This window comes from Xanthomonas populi (assembly GCF_002940065.1).
In the GTDB taxonomy this organism is placed as follows: Bacteria; Pseudomonadota; Gammaproteobacteria; order Xanthomonadales; family Xanthomonadaceae; genus Xanthomonas; species Xanthomonas populi.
In genome coordinates this window covers 1-16,501 of the sequence record NZ_MDEJ01000010.1, presented here as the reverse complement: position 1 = coordinate 16,501, position 16,501 = coordinate 1, and the positions used below count along the sequence as shown (strand labels likewise).

The 16,501-nt window shown below is 64.4% G+C and carries 11 protein-coding genes and 2 pseudogenes; 7 read left to right on the top strand and 6 right to left on the bottom strand.

All coding sequences use genetic code 11. The annotated features are described in order from the left end of the window. Window positions 1-4: 4 nt before the first annotated feature. The 5 genes and pseudogenes from leuD (at window position 5) to XpopCFBP1817_RS23685 (ending at window position 5,540) form a co-directional block, all read left to right on the top strand. Window positions 5-652 carry a 3-isopropylmalate dehydratase small subunit gene (gene leuD, locus XpopCFBP1817_RS02855; protein WP_128415902.1) on the top strand — a complete coding sequence of 216 codons (648 nt, stop codon included), beginning with the start codon at window positions 5-7 and terminating at the stop codon, window positions 650-652. Continuing rightward, window positions 649-1,434: a class I SAM-dependent methyltransferase gene (locus tag XpopCFBP1817_RS02850; RefSeq protein WP_128415901.1), complete on the top strand. Its 786-nt coding sequence runs from the start codon at window positions 649-651 to the stop codon at window positions 1,432-1,434. Before leuD ends, XpopCFBP1817_RS02850 begins: the two co-directional genes overlap by 4 nt. Before the next feature lie 37 nt (window positions 1,435-1,471). Continuing rightward, entirely contained in the window at window positions 1,472-2,545 is a 1,074-nt protein-coding gene (gene leuB, locus XpopCFBP1817_RS02845; RefSeq protein WP_128415900.1) for a 3-isopropylmalate dehydrogenase, read from the top strand. Further along, window positions 2,523-3,260: pseudogene (locus XpopCFBP1817_RS22520) on the top strand (TonB-dependent receptor plug domain-containing protein); the annotation flags it as partial. The gene leuB and the pseudogene XpopCFBP1817_RS22520, both read left to right, overlap by 23 nt. Further along, window positions 3,261-5,540 (top strand): TonB-dependent receptor, encoded by a 2,280-nt coding sequence (locus XpopCFBP1817_RS23685; RefSeq protein WP_341865986.1) that lies wholly within the window; start codon window positions 3,261-3,263, stop codon window positions 5,538-5,540. Window positions 5,541-5,720: 180 nt separating this feature from the next. Here XpopCFBP1817_RS23685 and XpopCFBP1817_RS02835 read toward each other — a convergent pair whose 3' ends face one another. From XpopCFBP1817_RS02835 to ilvC, 5 genes are all read right to left on the bottom strand, one after another. Beyond that, window positions 5,721-7,283 (bottom strand): 2-isopropylmalate synthase, encoded by a 1,563-nt coding sequence (locus XpopCFBP1817_RS02835; protein ID WP_128415899.1) that lies wholly within the window; start codon window positions 7,281-7,283, stop codon window positions 5,721-5,723. Further along, window positions 7,280-8,404: a threonine dehydratase gene (locus XpopCFBP1817_RS02830; protein WP_128415898.1), complete on the bottom strand. Its 1,125-nt coding sequence runs from the start codon at window positions 8,402-8,404 to the stop codon at window positions 7,280-7,282. Before XpopCFBP1817_RS02830 ends, XpopCFBP1817_RS02835 begins: the two co-directional genes overlap by 4 nt. Window positions 8,405-8,479: 75 nt before the next feature. Next, window positions 8,480-8,737 carry an ACT domain-containing protein gene (locus XpopCFBP1817_RS02825; protein ID WP_128415897.1) on the bottom strand — a complete coding sequence of 86 codons (258 nt, stop codon included), beginning with the start codon at window positions 8,735-8,737 and terminating at the stop codon, window positions 8,480-8,482. Next, window positions 8,721-10,442 carry an acetolactate synthase 2 catalytic subunit gene (gene ilvG, locus XpopCFBP1817_RS02820; RefSeq protein ID WP_128415896.1) on the bottom strand — a complete coding sequence of 574 codons (1,722 nt, stop codon included), beginning with the start codon at window positions 10,440-10,442 and terminating at the stop codon, window positions 8,721-8,723. Before ilvG ends, XpopCFBP1817_RS02825 begins: the two co-directional genes overlap by 17 nt. Window positions 10,443-10,483: 41 nt before the next feature. Beyond that, window positions 10,484-11,485, bottom strand: a complete 1,002-nt coding sequence (gene ilvC / locus XpopCFBP1817_RS02815) for a ketol-acid reductoisomerase (protein WP_128415895.1) — start codon at window positions 11,483-11,485, stop codon at window positions 10,484-10,486. Between the two features lie 646 nt (window positions 11,486-12,131). Between ilvC and ggt the strand changes: the two genes are divergently transcribed. Continuing rightward, entirely contained in the window at window positions 12,132-13,841 is a 1,710-nt protein-coding gene (ggt, locus tag XpopCFBP1817_RS02810) for a gamma-glutamyltransferase (RefSeq protein ID WP_128415894.1), read from the top strand. Window positions 13,842-13,921: 80 nt separating this feature from the next. Then, window positions 13,922-15,760: a methyl-accepting chemotaxis protein gene (locus XpopCFBP1817_RS02805; RefSeq protein WP_167393801.1), complete on the top strand. Its 1,839-nt coding sequence runs from the start codon at window positions 13,922-13,924 to the stop codon at window positions 15,758-15,760. Between the two features lie 273 nt (window positions 15,761-16,033). Here the strand turns inward: XpopCFBP1817_RS02805 and XpopCFBP1817_RS02800 are convergent. After that, window positions 16,034-16,501: pseudogene (locus XpopCFBP1817_RS02800) on the bottom strand (TonB-dependent receptor); the annotation flags it as partial.

Below are 16,501 nucleotides of genomic sequence, written 5' to 3'. Positions count from 1 at the left end.
GAACATGAAGCCTTTCACCCAACACACCGGACTGGTCGCGCCGCTGGATCGCGCCAACGTCGATACCGACCAGATCATTCCCAAGCAATTTCTCAAGTCGATCAAGCGCACCGGCTTCGGTCCGAACCTGTTCGACGAGTGGCGGTATCTGGATATCGGCGAGCCTGGTCGCGACAACAGCCAGCGCCCGATCAACCCGGAGTTTGTACTCAATTTCCCGCGCTACCAAGGTGCCATCGTGTTGCTGGCACGCGAAAACTTCGGCTGCGGTTCCTCGCGCGAGCACGCGCCGTGGGCGCTGGACGAATACGGCTTTCGCGCAGTGATTGCACCGAGCTTTGCCGACATCTTCTTCAACAACAGTTTCAAGAACGGCCTGCTGCCGATCGTGCTGGCCGAAGCGGAAGTGGATGCGCTGTTCCAACAATGCCTGGCGACCGAGGGCTATCAACTCACCGTGGATCTGGCCGCACAACGCGTGCGCCGCTCCGATGGCGTGGAATACAGCTTCGACATCGATGCCTTCCGCAAGCACTTCCTGCTCAACGGGCTGGACGACATCGGCCTGACCTTGCAGGACGCCGATGCGATCGGTCGCTTCGAACAAGGCCATCGCGCGCGTCAACCGTGGTTGTTCGGCGCGCTGCAGTGAACTCGGTTGCCAACGCCACCGATGCGGGAGCGCAGAGCGCGCATGTCGCTGCGCAGTTCGGTCCGCAGGCGCAGGCCTATCTGCACAGCGACGTGCATGCGCAAGGCGCCGAGTTCGCCGAGCTCCGCGCTGGTCTGGCCGGTCATCGCAACGGCCGATTGCTAGACCTTGGCTGCGGTGCCGGGCATGTGAGTTTCCAGCTGGCGCCGTTGATGGCCGAGGTGGTGGCCTATGATCTGTCTGCCGACATGCTTACCGTCGTGGCCGCCACCGCCGCCAAGCGTGGGCTGACGAAGGTGCGTACTCTGCAAGGCGTCGCCGAGCGCTTGCCGTTCGAGAGCGGCAGCATGGATGCAGTGGTCAGCCGCTACTCGGCGCACCATTGGAGCGACCTGGGACAGGCACTGCGCGAAGTGCGGCGCGTGTTGCGGCCAGGCGGGATCGCTGCCTTTATCGATGTGGTGGCGCCTGGGCTGCCATTGCTGGACACGCACCTGCAGGCGATCGAGTTGCTGCGCGATACGAGCCATGTGCGCGACTACAGTGCGGCGCAGTGGTTGCAGATGGTGGGTGATGCCGGCTTGCGGTTGCAGCGTCATCAGTGCCAACGGCTGCAACTGGACTATCTGAGCTGGGTAGACCGCATGCGCACGCCGGAGGTGTTGCGCGCGGCCGTTCGCGCATTGCAGCACGCGGCGGTGGACGAGGTGCGCGACTACTTTCAGATTGCGGCCGATGGTTCCTTCAGCACCGATGTGCTGGTGGTATGGGCCACACGTTGATTTTCAGGGAGCTACGGCGCCAACTTACGAGGATTGCATGAGCAAGCAGATTTTGATTCTTCCTGGCGACGGCATCGGCCCGGAGATCATGGCCGAAGCGGTCAAGGTGCTGACGCGGATCGACGCGCAACATGGCCTGGGTTTCACCCTGGTGTACGACGAACTCGGTGGAGCGGCCTACGACAAATACGGCAGCCCGTTGGCCGACGAAACGCTGGAGCGCGCACGCGCTGCCGACGCGGTGCTGCTGGGCGCAGTCGGTGGGCCGCAATGGGACACCATCGATCCTGCGCTGCGCCCGGAGCGTGGCCTGCTCAAGATCCGCTCGCAGCTCGGGTTGTTCGCCAACTTGCGTCCGGCACTGTTGTATCCACAGCTGGCCGATGCCTCCACGCTCAAGCCGGAGGTGGTGTCCGGGCTGGATCTGCTGATTCTGCGTGAGCTCACAGGCGGTATTTATTTCGGTCAGCCGCGCGGCACGCGCACGCTGGACAATGGCGAGCGCCAGGCTTACGACACCTTGCCGTACAGCGAAAGCGAGATCCGCCGCATCGCCAAGGCCGGCTTCGAGATGGCGCGTTTGCGCGGCAAGAAGTTGTGCTCGGTCGACAAGGCCAACGTGTTGGCATCTAGCCAGCTATGGCGTGCGGTAGTGGAAGAAGTTGCCAAGGACTATCCGGACATCGCGCTATCGCACATGTATGTGGACAACGCGGCCATGCAGTTGGTGCGTGCGCCAAAACAGTTCGACGTAATCGTCACCGACAACATGTTCGGCGACATCCTGTCCGACCAGGCGTCGATGCTCACCGGCTCGATCGGCATCCTGCCATCGGCCTCGCTGGATGCCAACAGCAAAGGCATGTACGAGCCGTGTCATGGCTCGGCGCCGGATATCGCGGGCAAGGGGGTCGCCAATCCGTTGGCCACCATCCTGTCGGTTGCAATGATGTTGCGTTACACCTTCGCGCAACCGGCTGCAGCGGATGCCATCGAGCACGCTGTCGGCAAGGTGCTCGACCAAGGCGTGCGCACCGCCGACATCTGGTCGGAAGGCACCACCGAGGTCGGTACCGTGGCGATGGGGGATGCGGTGGTGGCCGCGCTGTAAAAGCCCTTCTTGCTTGAACAGTGGTGGCTATCGTTCTGGTGGACGATGGCCATTTTCGTTAGGTCGGTCGGCAAGGTCATGCAAGTCACTGCGGTGTGCGATGGTGTTCGCGCGTAGGCTTGGGGATGCAGCCGGCTGCTGGCCTTGCGTCGACTCCGGGCGCCGTCGTCATCGTTTCTCGTCGATTGCAGGAGAGATCTGCATGTTCATCCGAGTTCTGCGTTCGCGTTTCCACCTACGACCGTCTCGCATTGCGCTTGCGCTGCTGGCGGGGCTCGCGCTGCCGCCTCTTGCAGCGGCGCAGGAAACGTCAAGCGCCACGCGCGACCTGGACACGGTCACCGTTACCGGCTCGCGCATTGCGCGCGCGCAGGTGGAGGGTCCGGCGCCGGTGACCGTCATCACCGCCGAGGACATCCGGAAGCAGGGCTTCAGCACGGTGTGGGAATCGCTCGGCACGTTGACCCAGTTCAGCGGCAGCGCCTTCAACGAAAGCGACCAGACCGGCAGTTCGCCCAATGGCCAGTATCTCAACCTGCGCGGCCTGGGCCCGGGCTACCAGCTGATCCTGCTCAACGGCAAGCGCATGGCCGATTACCCGTAGTCCTACGGCGCCAACGGCACCGCGGTCAGCCTGGGCAGCATTCCCGCCGCGGCAGTGGAGCGCATCGAGGTGATGAGCGGCGGCGCCTCGGCGATCTACGGCTCCGATGCGGTGGCCGGCGTGGTTAACATCATTACCAAACGCGATTTCAACGGCGACACGCTGCGCCTGCGCGGCGGCACCACCACGCGCGGCGGCGGCGACAGCGGCCAGTTGCAATGGAGCGGCGGGCGCACCGGCGATCGTTGGAGCCTGACCTACGCGTTCGAGCGGCTGGACCGGGAAGCGATCGTCGCCAGCCAGCGCGACTTCCTGGATTCGTACGACGACCATCCCGGCAACAAGGCCGATCCGTCCAGCCCCAACGCGTCGATTTCCGGGGTCTACCTACGCCGCGGCAACACCTACCTGTGGCCGAGCAGCGGCACGTTGTCGACCTCGGCCGGCGCGCTGGACGCGGCCTGCGCGGCGACCAACCCGGCGTTCGTGCCCTACAAGACCGCCGACAGCCTGGCTGCGCCCAAGCGCTGCGGCGCGTTCGGCTATTACGAAGGCCGCTCGGTGCAGAACGGCTACGGCAAGACCTCCGCCTACCTGTCCGGCAGTTTCGATGTCAGCGACGATGTCACCGGCTATGCGCAGGTGCTGGCCAATCGCTCCAAGGACGAAAGCTCCAGCCAGACCCACTACTACATCGGCGAAGGCGCGTTGACCGTCTACGACCCGGATCTGGGCCTGGTCACCGCGCAGCGCGTCTTCCTGCCCTCAGAAGTGGGCGGGATCAAGAACATCGAGTACGACGAGAAGTCCTGGAACCTCAACGCCGGCGTGCGCGGCAAGCTGTTCGACGGCCGCTTCGACTGGGATGCGAGCGTGTCGATGTCGCGCTACGACATCACCACGCGACGTCCGCGCTTCCTCACCAACGCGGTGCGCGACCACTACATGGGGCCGGTGCTGGGCTATCGGCCCGATGGCACCGAGATCCGCGAGTTCTACGCCGATAGGCTGTTCGCGCCGGGCAATGCGGCGCTGTACGACCAGCTCACTACCGAGGTGGTGAGCCGCGGCGAATCCAGCACCGACCAGGCCCAGTTCGTGTTCAGCGGCGACCTGTTCGTGCTGCCGGCCGGCATGCTGCAGATCGCCACCGTGCTAGAGGCGGCGCGGCAGAAGTACGACCTGGATCCGGATCCGCGCACCACTGTGGCCTACACCGGCAGCGAGCGCGTCTACAACCTGACCCAGACCCCGGGCGGCGGCCCGCGCGACCGCTACGCCGCCGGCTTGGAGTTGCGCGTGCCGATCTTCAGCCGGCTCAGCGCCACGCTGGCCGGGCGCTACGACAAGTACGACGACATCACCTCGGTCGACGATGCCACCACCTGGCAGGCCGGGCTGGAATGGCGGCCGTTCGACAGCCTGCTGCTGCGCGGCAGTCACGCCACCAGTTTCCGCGGGCCGGACCTGCTGTGGATCTACGCGGGCACCAGCGCCAACAATCCCACCGTCACCGACGAATACCTGTGCCGCCGCGATGGCCTGGATCCGCTGTCGGACGCCTGTTCGGCCGCGCACGAGTACCAGACCTTCTCCACCCAGTCGTCCAATCCGCTGCTGGAGGAAGAGAAGGGCAAGTCGACCACGCTGGGCTTCGTCTGGGACGTGCTGCCGACGTTGTTGCTGAGCGCGGATTACTACCGGATCGACCTGGAAGGGCGAGTGCAGGAGATCTCCAGCGAGACACTGCTGGAGAACAACGCCAACTGCCTGCTCGGCCGCGACCGCGCCGGCAATGCGGTCGATACTGCGTCGGCGGCGTGCCAGTTCTATATCCAGTCGGTGACCCGCAGCCCCGGCACAGACCTGAACGCCGAAGGCCGGATCACCGCGTTCGAGACCTTCCCGATCAACCAGTCGCTGATGCGCACCGACGGTGTCGACGCCAATCTGCGCTACAGCGTCGACCTCGGCGATTGGGGCGCGTTCGGCCTGCAGGCGGGCTATACCCACGTACTGAAGATGGAAGTGGCGCAGTTCGCCGGGGCCAAGCCGGTGGACGCGATGAACGACGTCGACTACCTGGCGTTCCGCACGCGCAGCAACTGGCGTCTGAACTGGAGCATCGGCAACTGGTCCACCAGCCTGTACGGCTACCGCTACGGCTCGCGCCCTAACTACGCCCAGAGCGGACGCGTGGCGCAGTACGTGGTCTGGAATGTGGACATCGCCAAGCAGATCACCGACAAGGCCACGCTCGGCCTCAGTGTGTTGAACGTGTTCGACAGAATCCACCCGCGCGACGACACCTACACCTCATGGCCGTACTTCCCGCGCGTGTACAGCGCGATCGGGCGGCAGTTGTACGCCAACTTCACCTACAAATTTTGAGGTGCGCATGCGCTTCGCCACAGGGTTCGCTCCAGCAGCTTGCCGCAATGGCGTGGCAGAACTTGGATAGCGCCATCACGATTCCCTGCCAATCCCTACGCCCAGGCTAAAAAACCAGAACGGCCAGCAGATCGCTCTGCTGGCCGTCAGGATCGGATCGGTAGATCGCTGCGCGCCGCGTTACGCCACCGCAGCCGTCTTGCCGGCGACCACGCCACGCTCGCGCTGGCGCAACAGGCGGTTGGCCACATCCAGCCACGCCAGTGCGCTGGCTTCGATGATGTCCTTGCTGGTGCCGGTGCCTTCGTATTCCACGCCGTCGTGGCGCACGCTCAGGCTGGCTTCGCCACGCGCGTCTGCGCCGATGCCCACGCTGTGGACCTGGTAGCTGTCCAGCTCCAGCCTCACGCCGGTGGCCGAGGCCAGTGCGCCGAACAGTGCATCCACCGGGCCATTGCCTTGCGCGGTTTCAGCGACACGATTGCCTTCCGGATCGGATAACTCCACCAACGCGTTCGCACGGCTACCGACATCGCTGATGGTCATCGAGGCCAGGCGGTAGCCTTCCTGCACGGTGGCATCTTGCATCAGTGCCTGCAAATCGGCGTCGGTGACCACGCGCTGCTTTTCGCACAAAGTTTTGAACTGTTCGAAGACCAGCTTGACCTCGTCTTCTTCCAGCAGATAACCCAATGCACGCAGACGCTGCTCCACCGCAGCGCGGCCGCTGTGACGGCCCAGCACCATCTGCGAGGACTCCCAGCCTACGTCCTCCGGCCGCATGATTTCGTAGGTGCCACGATGACGCAGCATGCCGTGCTGATGAATGCCCGACTCATGCGCAAACGCGTTGCCGCCGACCACTGCCTTGTTGCGCTGCACCGGCATGCCGACCAGGCGCTGCAGCAACTGCGAGGTGGAAACGATGCGTGGCGTGTTGATGTCGGTATCGATGTTGTAGAACGCACCGCGCACCTTCAGTGCCATGGTGATTTCTTCCAGCGCGCAGTTGCCCGCGCGCTCGCCGATGCCGTTGATGGTGCATTCGACCTGCCGTGCGCCGCCTTCGATGGCGGCCAGCGAGTTGGCCACCGCCAGACCCAGATCGTTGTGGCAGTGCGCACTGAAGATGACGGTGTCGGCACCTTCCACGCTGGCGATCAGGCGCGAGAACATGCCGCTGATCTCTTCCGGCGTGGTGAAGCCCACCGTGTCCGGCAGATTGATTGTGGTGGCACCGGCGGCGATCGCCACGCGGGTGACCTCGGCCAGGAAATCCTCTTCGGTACGGGTGGCGTCCTCGGCGGAGAACTCGACATCGTCGATGTAACCGCGCGCCAGCGCCACATGCTTGTGCACCGATTCCAGCACCTGCTCGCGGCTCATGCGCAGCTTGTGCTCGCGATGCAGCGGGCTGGTGGACAGGAACACGTGCAGGCGTGGGTTGGCAGCCGCTTCCAGCGCACGTGCGGAGGTTTCGATATCGGCTTGCAGGCAGCGCGACAGTACTGCCAGCGTGGGGCGATGCAACTCGCGGCCGATCATCGCGACGGCTTCGCGGTCAGAATGCGAGCTGGCTGGGAAGCCGGTTTCGATGATGTCCACGCCGAGCTCGTCCAGCGCGCGCGCCATCACCAGCTTTTGCTGGGGCGTCATGCTGCAGCCGGGGGATTGCTCGCCGTCGCGCAGGGTGGTGTCGAAAATTCGGATACGCGGGGTCTGGTTGGATACGGTCGTGTTCACCATGAAGACTCCTCTACGGCGATGGCGATGGCGGTCACAGGCGTTGAAGCGACTGCGGATGGGCGGGAAAGAACGGGTGTTTTGGGAAGTGATTTGGCGCTGCGTTCGTTGCGCAGTCGCTCGGTATTGCGACGACGCGGCTTGCGTGGCGGCCGAGGCCGCACCTCGGACAAGAGGGTGGCCAGAACAGTTGCGTCGATATTACCGCCAGAGACCACTGCGCACTTGCGTTTACCCGAAACGCGGCGACCAGCGGCCAGCGCCAGCGCACCGGCGCCCTCGGCGATGACGTGTTCTTCCAGCGCCAAACGCACCAGCGTTTCGCGTAATTCGGCCTCGCGCACGATCACCACATCGTCGAGCAGGCTTGCGCATAAACGGCGAGTCAGAAAGCCGGGAATCTTGACCTTCACGCCGTCGGCCAGCGTGGCCACCGGGGTGATTTCGCGGAAGTCGCCGCGCACTGCGCGCGCCATCGAATCGACGCCTTCCACCTGCGCGCCGACGATGCGCACGCCTTGCGATTTCAGTGCCAGCGCCACCCCGGAGGCCAGCCCGCCGCCGCCGATTGGCACGATCACCACGTCCGGCGCATGCGCGGCCAGTTCGATGCCCACGGTGCCTTGCCCCGCGATCACATCCGGGTCGTCGAAGGCGGACAGAAAGCGGTAGCCGTTCTGGTCGGCCAGCTCGCGCGCAAATGCAAATGCTTCGTCGTAACTGTTGCCATGCTGGCGTACAGTTGCGCCCCAGTGCGCGACACCGGCGATCTTGGTCTGCGGCGCGCCGTACGGCATCACCGTGATGGCCTGCACGCCCAGCCGATATGCCGACCACGCCACACCTTGTGCGTGATTGCCGGCCGAGGCGCAGATCACCGGACGCTCGTCGCCGCGTTCCAAGCCGGCCAGCAGCGCATTCAATGCGCCGCGCACCTTGTAGGAGCCGGTGCGCTGCAGATTTTCCAGCTTCAACCACACACCGAAGCGCTCGGCGTAATGCAGCGGCGTGGGCGACAGGTACTTGCGCAGGCGTGCCTGCGCAGCCAGCACGTCGGCAACGCTGACGGCCACGTCGCTTACGTTTGGCTCCTGCAGTGACGGGCAACGGGAATCAGGCATTGCGGCACGCGAACGGCCGATCCGGAAGAAGACACCTCCGGACAGCGGTTTGATGGTCGCGCGAGGTCTGGGTGTTCATGCAGCGACCTCGACCGATTCCAGCGCAGTGATCACCACCGACGCGCAGTCGTACACCTTTTCCAACTGCAGGCGCAGCGTTTCCGGTGGGCGTGTACTGTCCACATCCAACTGCAGATGCCAGCGGCCCGCATCGTCCGGGGCGCAGGCGCCCTGGATAGCGCACGGACGGAAGCCGCGCCGCTCGGTAATGCCGAGCACGCGCACCAACGCGCCTTCGGCCGGCTTCAGCACCAGATCAAGCCGGTAACGCATGCGATGTCTCCTTGGCCGCGTGTGCTGGATTGCTGTCCAGCATGGTGCTGTTGGCGTTATTGGGCGGCACCAGCGGCCAGACGTTGGCACGCGCATCGATGGCCACGTGCAGCAGGCCGGGGCCGGGCTGTGCCAGCAGTTCGGCCAGCGCGCCATCCACATCGGCACGCGCGACGATGCGCTTGGCCGGGATGCCGAACACCTGCGCCAACGCCGCGAAATCCGGGTTGTCGGACAAGTCGATCTCGCTATAGCGCTCGGCAAAGAACAGCTCCTGCCACTGCCGCACCATGCCCAGCGAACTGTTGTCCAGCAGCACGATCTTCACCGGCAGCTTGCAGCGCGCAATCGTCACCAGCTCCTGCACATTCATCATGAAACTGCCGTCGCCGGAGACCAGCACCACGGTGCGGTCGGGGCAGGCGAACTGCGCACCCATCGCCGCCGGCAGGCCGAAGCCCATTGTGCCGAGTGCGCCGCTGGTGAGGTGATTGCGCGGATGATTGAAACGGCAATGCTGCGCCACCCACATCTGATGCTGACCCACGTCGCAGGCGATGATGGTGTCGGCCGGGGCCACTTCGCTCAGGCGCTTCAGCAACGCCGGCGCGTAGATGTCGGTACCGGGCGCGTCGTAGCGCGCACCGTATTTTTCGCGATTGGCAAAGCAACGGGTGCGCCATGCCTGGCAGTTGCCGCGTGCCGCGCTCAAGGCTTTCAAACTTAGTGCCACATCGCCGGGCACTGCGATGTCGGCAGTGCGCAGCTTGGAAATTTCATACGCGTCGGCATCCAGATGGATGACGCGCGCAAGCGGGGCGAACTCACTCAATTTGCCGGTAGCACGGTCGTCGAAACGTGCGCCAACGACCACCAACAGATCGCATTCCTGGATCGCCATATTGGCCGCACGGGTGCCGTGCATGCCAAGCATGCCCAGGTAATCCGGATGCGCATGCGGCAACGCCCCCAAACCGCGCAAGGTCAGCGCGGTGGGGATGCCGGTGACTTCGACAAAACGGCGGAACGCGTCCACCGCGTTGCCCAGGGCGATGCCGCCACCGCCGTAAATCACCGGGCGCTCGGCACTGGCGATGGTCGCCAATGCCTCGGCCAATTTCGCATCTGCCGGTGCCGGCGGCGGCACCGCCACCGCCGGCACGTGGTCGGGCAAATGCGAGGCATCGGCGACCTGCACGTCCTTGGGCAGGTCGATCAGGACCGGCCCTGGGCGGCCCTCGCACGCGATGCGAAACGCCTCGCGCACGATCTCCGGAAGCTCCTCCACACTCCGCACCAGAAAGCTGTGCTTGACGATCGGCATGGTCATGCCGAACACGTCCAGTTCCTGGAACGCATCGGTGCCCAGCAAGGGCGTGGCAACCTGGCCGGTCAAGCACACCATCGGCACCGAATCGAGCATCGCATCGGCGATGCCGGTGACCAGATTGGACGCGCCGGGGCCGGAAGTGGCCACACACACGCCCACCCGGCCGCTGGCACGGGCGTACCCGTTGGCGGCAAGTGCGGCGCCCTGTTCGTGACGAACCAGGATGTGCTTGAGCCTGGAGTCCACCAGGGCGTCGTAGAACGGCATGATGGTGCCGCCCGGATAGCCAAACAGCGTTTCCACGCCCTCGGCTTCCAGGGCCTGCGTCAGCCAGCGCGCGCCATTGCGGGGCGTGCTGTGTGCGGAGGTGTTCATGCGTTGCGGACCTTTCGTATTAGCGGGGGGGTGCTGTGGCATTAAGCCGCTTGTTGATTCTCAGGTGCGGCAGCGGCCTGTTGTTCGCCGTTGAGCCAGACCATCTTGGCGCGCAGCTTCTTGCCCACTTCTTCGATCGGGTGCTCCAGATCAGCCTGCTTGAACTTGGTGTAGTTCGGCAGGCCGGCCTCGTATTCGGCCACCCAGTTCTTGGTGAAGGTGCCGTTCTGGATGTCGGTCAGCACGTCCTTCATGCGCGCCTTGGTGCTGGCGTCGATCACGCGCGGGCCGCTGACATAGTCGCCGTACTGCGCGGTTTCGGACACGAATTCAAGCATGCGGGTGATGCCGCCTTCGTAAAACAGGTCCACGATCAACTTCAGTTCGTGCAGCACTTCGTAGTATGCGATTTCGGGCTGATAGCCGGCTTCCACCAGCACTTCGAAACCGGCCTGCACCAGCGACGAGGCGCCGCCGCACAGCACCGCCTGCTCGCCGAACAGATCGGTCTCGGTCTCTTCCTTGAAGGTGGTCTTGATGATGTTGGCGCGTGCACCGCCCAGGCCGCCGGCATAGGTCAGCGCGAACTGCTCGGCCTTGCCGCTGGTGTCCTGGTACACCGCATAGATACACGGCACGCCGCGGCCGATTTCATATTCGCGACGCACCAGTGCGCCTGGGCCCTTCGGCGCGACCAGTACCACATCCAGATCTTCGCGCGGCTTGATCATGTCGAAATGCACGTTCAGGCCATGCGCGAACAGCAGGCAGGCGCCCTGCTTCATGTTCGGTGCGATGATCTCTTCGTAAAGCTTCTTCTGCACCATGTCCGGGGTCAGGATCGCGACCAGGTCGGCGCTCTTCACTGCCTCGGCTGGCGCCACGACGGTGAAGCCATCGGCCTGCGCCTTGGATTCGGTCGGGCCACCGGGACGCAGCCCGACGGTGACGTCGAAGCCGGAATCGCGCAGGTTCAGCGCATGCGCGCGGCCCTGGCTGCCGTAGCCGATGATCGCGATTTTCGGTTGGATGTCGTTGCTCATGGAGTAAGTCCTTGCGGGGGTTGACAGTGGGGAAGGGATCAGCAGGCAGTGGAGACACTGGCCGGCCGAGCAAAGCGGGGATGGACGATGGCACTTGCCATGCAGGCACGTGCACCGGCGCAGTTGTGGGCGCGGGTGGTGCAGATGGCGGCGATGTCAGTGATGTCGTTCATGTCATTCGAAACTTTTGGTGGTCCCTGAAACGCGAAACCCCGCGCCGTTGCCGGTGCGGGGTTTGATCGAAGCCTTGTGTGTCTATTGCCTACACGAAGTCTCGTCCCGCAACGGTTGGCGAGGTAATAAGTACGAGCACGAGAAGCGACGCTGCCAACGCGCCGAAGGGCGCGGATGCTGGGGCGTTCGACATAGTGTGGTGGTCCTGCATGGGAATGAGATAACCATCGCCGCAGGTGGGATGTCAACCCTTGCGCGTGAAACGGCCGCCTCTATTTGCAAGTCGCCGCGCCAAACCGCATGACAGCAGTATGGTTACCGCTGAAACCGGATCGATGCACGGCAGTGCGGGCCGATGCGGGTCACTAAATGCGCGGCATTCGCGCCGCCGAGCAATGGTCATCTAACGAGACAGCATGCGCCGCTGGTATGGTTGGCGACGCATTCTGTTGTGTCGTGGAGGCCGCCTGTCATGCGTTGCGTACCCGTCTTATTGGTGTCTGCTCTGGTGCTGCTCGCGCCTCCTCTTGGTGCTGCTGATCGCGTGACCGGGCAGGCGTTCGCTACCCGTTCGGAAGTCATCGCCCCGCATGCGATGGCGGCCACCTCGCAGCCGTTGGCCAGCCAGATCGCGCTGGATGTCATGAAGGACGGCGGTTCGGCGGTGGATGCGGCGATCGCCGCCAATGCGGCGCTGGGCCTGATGGAGCCGACCGGCAACGGGGTGGGCGGGGATCTGTTCGCCATCGTCTGGGACCCCAGCACCAACAAGCTCTACGGCTACAACGGCTCGGGCCGCTCGCCTAAGTCGCTGACTCTGGCCGAGTTCCAGCGCCGCAGGTTGAAGGATATCCCGCCGACCGGCCCGCTGCCGGTGTCGGTACCGGGTGCGGTGGATGGATGGTTCGCGCTGCACGAGCGCTTCGGTCGCAGGCTGATGGCGCAGAACCTGGCCCCTGCCATTCGCTATGCCCGTGAAGGCCATCCGGTGGCCGAGACCATCGCCTATTACTGGGACCGTTCGGTGCTGCATTTGTCGCAGTATCCCGGCTTCAAAGAGCAGTTCACCATCGACGGGCACGCTCCGCGCAAGGGCGAGCTGTGGAAGAACCCGAACCTGGCCAACACGCTGCAGCAGATCGCCGACGACGGCCGCGATGCGTTCTACAAAGGTGACATCGCCCGCACCATCGGCGCCTACTTCAAGACCAATGGCGGCTACCTGAGTTACGAGGATATGGCCAGCCACACGGGCGAGTGGGTGGAGCCGGTGTCCACCAACTACCGCGGCTATGACGTGTGGGAATTGCCGCCCAACAGCCAGGGCATTGCCGCGTTGCAGATGCTCAACATCCTGGAAGGCTACGACTTTTCCAAAATCCCGTTCGGTTCGGCCGAGCACTTGCACCTGTTCACCGAGGCCAAGAAGCTGGCGTTCGCCGATCGCGCGAGTTTCTACGCCGACCCGGCCTTCCAGCCGGCGCCGCTGGCCAAGCTGATCTCCAAGGATTACGCCACGCAACGCCGTGCATTGATTTCGATGGACAAGGCGCTCAAGGAAGTGCAACCGGGCACGCCCAAACAACTGGAAGAGGGCGACACCATCTACATGACCGTGGCCGACGCCGATGGCATGATGGTGTCGTTGATCCAGTCCAACTACCGCGGCATGGGCAGCGGCCTGGCGCCGCCCGGGCTGGGTTTCATCCTGCAGGACCGCGGCGAGATGTTCGTGCTGAAGAAGGACCACCCCAATGGCTACGCGCCGGGCAAGCGGCCGTTCCAGACGATCATTCCCGCCTTGGTCACCAAGGATGGCAAACCGTGGCTGAGCTTCGGGGTGATGGGCGGAGCGATGCAGCCGCAGGGGCACGTGCAGATCGTGATGAATCTCGTGGATTCCCATATGAATGTGCAGGAAGCCGGCGATGCGCCGCGCATCCAGCATGAAGGCTCCACCGAGCCGACTGGCCAGGCCACTGCGATGAGCGACGGCGGCGAGGTCAATCTGGAAACCGGTTTCTCCTACGACACCATTCGCGCGTTGATGCGCAAAGGCCACCGGGTGATCCTTGCCGACGGCCCGTATGGCGGGTACCAGGCGATTGCACGCGACCCAGCCAACGGTGTGTATTACGGCGCTTCGGAAAGCCGCAAGGACGGGCAGGCGGCAGGTTACTGAACAAGCGCTTGTGGGTGCGCTGCGCCGCTCAACTCCAGCCGCAGCGGGCCGCTAATGATCGTGATGGTTTAGGAATTCCCATGAGCTCGATGCAACAGCCTGACCTGCCGTCGCAAATGCGTGCGGCGTTGCTCCCCGATGCACCGGTCGCTTTGCTGCGGCTATCGGCCGATGCGTGCCTGGTGGCCTGTAACCGCGCCGGCCTGGACGTGCTTGGCAAGACCGCCAGCGAACTGCAAGGCGCGTCAGCGTCGGTGCTGTGGGGATTGAGCGCAGCCGATCTGGTCGGCGAAGACGGCGTGTGGGCCGCCGCGGGCGACGACCCGGCCCGGCGCGTGCGCTATGTGCGCGATCGCGAACATGGTGGCTGGATGCTGTCGCTGCCGCATGTGGAAACCGCGATTTTGCTGCGCGAAGCCACCCGCCTGGCCGAAGACAGCCGGCCGGTGCCGATCTCGCCACTGCTGCAGCCCCTGGTTGCACGCCTGCAGGCCGAACACGAAGACCGTACCGTGCTGGAGCGCACCGCACAGGCGCTGGCTGGTTGCGAGCTGGAACTGTTGTTGCCACCGGGGTTGGCAGAGACCGACATGGGTCGCCGGCTGCAGGCTGGCTTCGGCAATCTGGCCGAAGCGATCCGTCAGGCCGTCGCGCTGTCGGTGCAGATCGCTGCCGAAGTGCCGCCGCTGGTGGCCGAGAACGATGAGATGGTGCGCCAGTCGCAGGCGCAGACCGAAGCACTGGATGGCGCCCGCACCTCCGTAGAGCGGCTGTCGGCTAGCTTGCAGGACGTCAACGCCGATCTGACGCAGGTGATTGCGCTGGCCGCCAGCGCCGACGAAAGTGCACGTCAGGGCGTGGCTGCCGCGCATGCGCTAGGCCAGGCTATGCACGAAGTGGAACGCCGCGCGGCGCGTGCCGGCGAGGTCATCGAAGTCATCGACTCGGTGGCGTTCCAGACCAATATCCTGTCGATCAACGCCAGCATCGAAGCGGCCCACGCCGGCAATGCCGGGCGCGGTTTTGCGGTGGTCGCCACCGAAATCCGCCGCCTGGCCGAACGCGCGGCAGCGGCAGCGCGCGACGTGCGCGCGATCCTGGCCGAAACCAGCGCTGCGGTGGGCGAGGGCGCGGCATCTGCACGCGGCACCGAAGCGGTGCTCAATGGCATCACCCGCATGCTCGGCCAGGCCAGCAGCGCGATGACGACGGTGGCCGGGCGTATCCAGGCGCAGGACAGCGAGATTCGCGGGATCGAAAGCGCCGTGGATGGCGTGGTGGCGCTGGGCCGCAGCAACTTGCAGCATGCCGCGCATGTGGCCGAACGCAGCGAGGCGCTGGAGCGCGGTACCGAAACCCTGCGCGATTGTGTGGGCCTGTTCCGTTTGCCGGCCGACCCGCTGAAAGTGCACAGGCACGCGCGCGTCAAGGAACTGGCAGTGGCGACCGCCGGCCGCATCGGCAGCGCCTTGGCGCAAGCCATCGCACGTGGACAGATCGACGAAGCGTCGTTGTTCGCACGCATCTACACACCGATTGCCGGCGTGGAGCCGCCCAAGTTCAGTAGCGATTTCGACGCGCTCTGCGACGAGGTATTACCGGCTTTGCAAGAGCCGCTGCTGGATGCGCATCCCTGGATCGTGTTCGCCATCTGCGCCAATCCCGACGGCTATGTGCCCACGCACAATCTGCGCTTCACCCAGCCGCTGACCGGCGATCCCAAGCGCGATCTGGTCGGCAACCGTACCAAGCGCACCTTCACCGATCGCGTTGGCCGCAGCGTGGGCGCGCATACCGACCCGTATCGCCTGCAGGTGTATCGCCGCGACACCGGCCAGATCATGTTCGACCTGTCGGCCCCGATCTTCGTCGGCCGCAAGCACTGGGGTGGATTGCGCGTGGGTTATACACTGGAATAACGCGGTGTTGGGTTTGGAGTCTGCACGTACGCTCCCCAAAAAAAGGCCGCCGAAGATCGGCGGCAGGGAGAGAGAGCAGGTTTCTTGTTTTAGTGACTGCAGGCTAGCGGTGTGATGTGCCGTGGAAATGTCCTCGCATGCCGCCATCGCCGTGCTGTGTGCCAACCGGCCCGCTGCGTGTCAACGTTGGCATAAATACAACGACCTCCCGAAGCAGCTCGTTGTGACAACACGCGTGTCCAAATAGCGGATCAGCCAACCAACTGCGGCGAATCAGAAGCGCTGGGTGTACTTCAGGTAGCTACAGCGTCCAGGGATGGCGTAGGCCGAATCGAACGAATTGGGAGAGGCGCTGAGCGCCACCGGCGGGTCGCGGTCCAATACATTGTTCAGACTGACATGTACGGTCGCGTTCCACGGCGCCTGATAAGACACTTGCATATCGTTGAACGCGGCCGCCGCGACGTTGCCATAGTTGCCGCTGTCGTCCAGCTCCGAGTCGTCGTCCTTCATGCCCGAGTAGTAACGCACGGCCCAGTTGGCGGCCAGGTTGCCGTAGCTCCAGTCCAGGGTGAGCGTACCGCGCGTGCGCCAGTTCGGAGTGTCGGTGTGGTAGATGCCGGTGTAGCTTTCCCAGTAGCGATACGGCAATGGTGGCGATGCTGCATGCGGGCCTGGCGCAGCGACTGAGTCCGCAGCAGATCCTAAGGCCGTGCCCGTTTGTGTGGTGAGCCGATGATG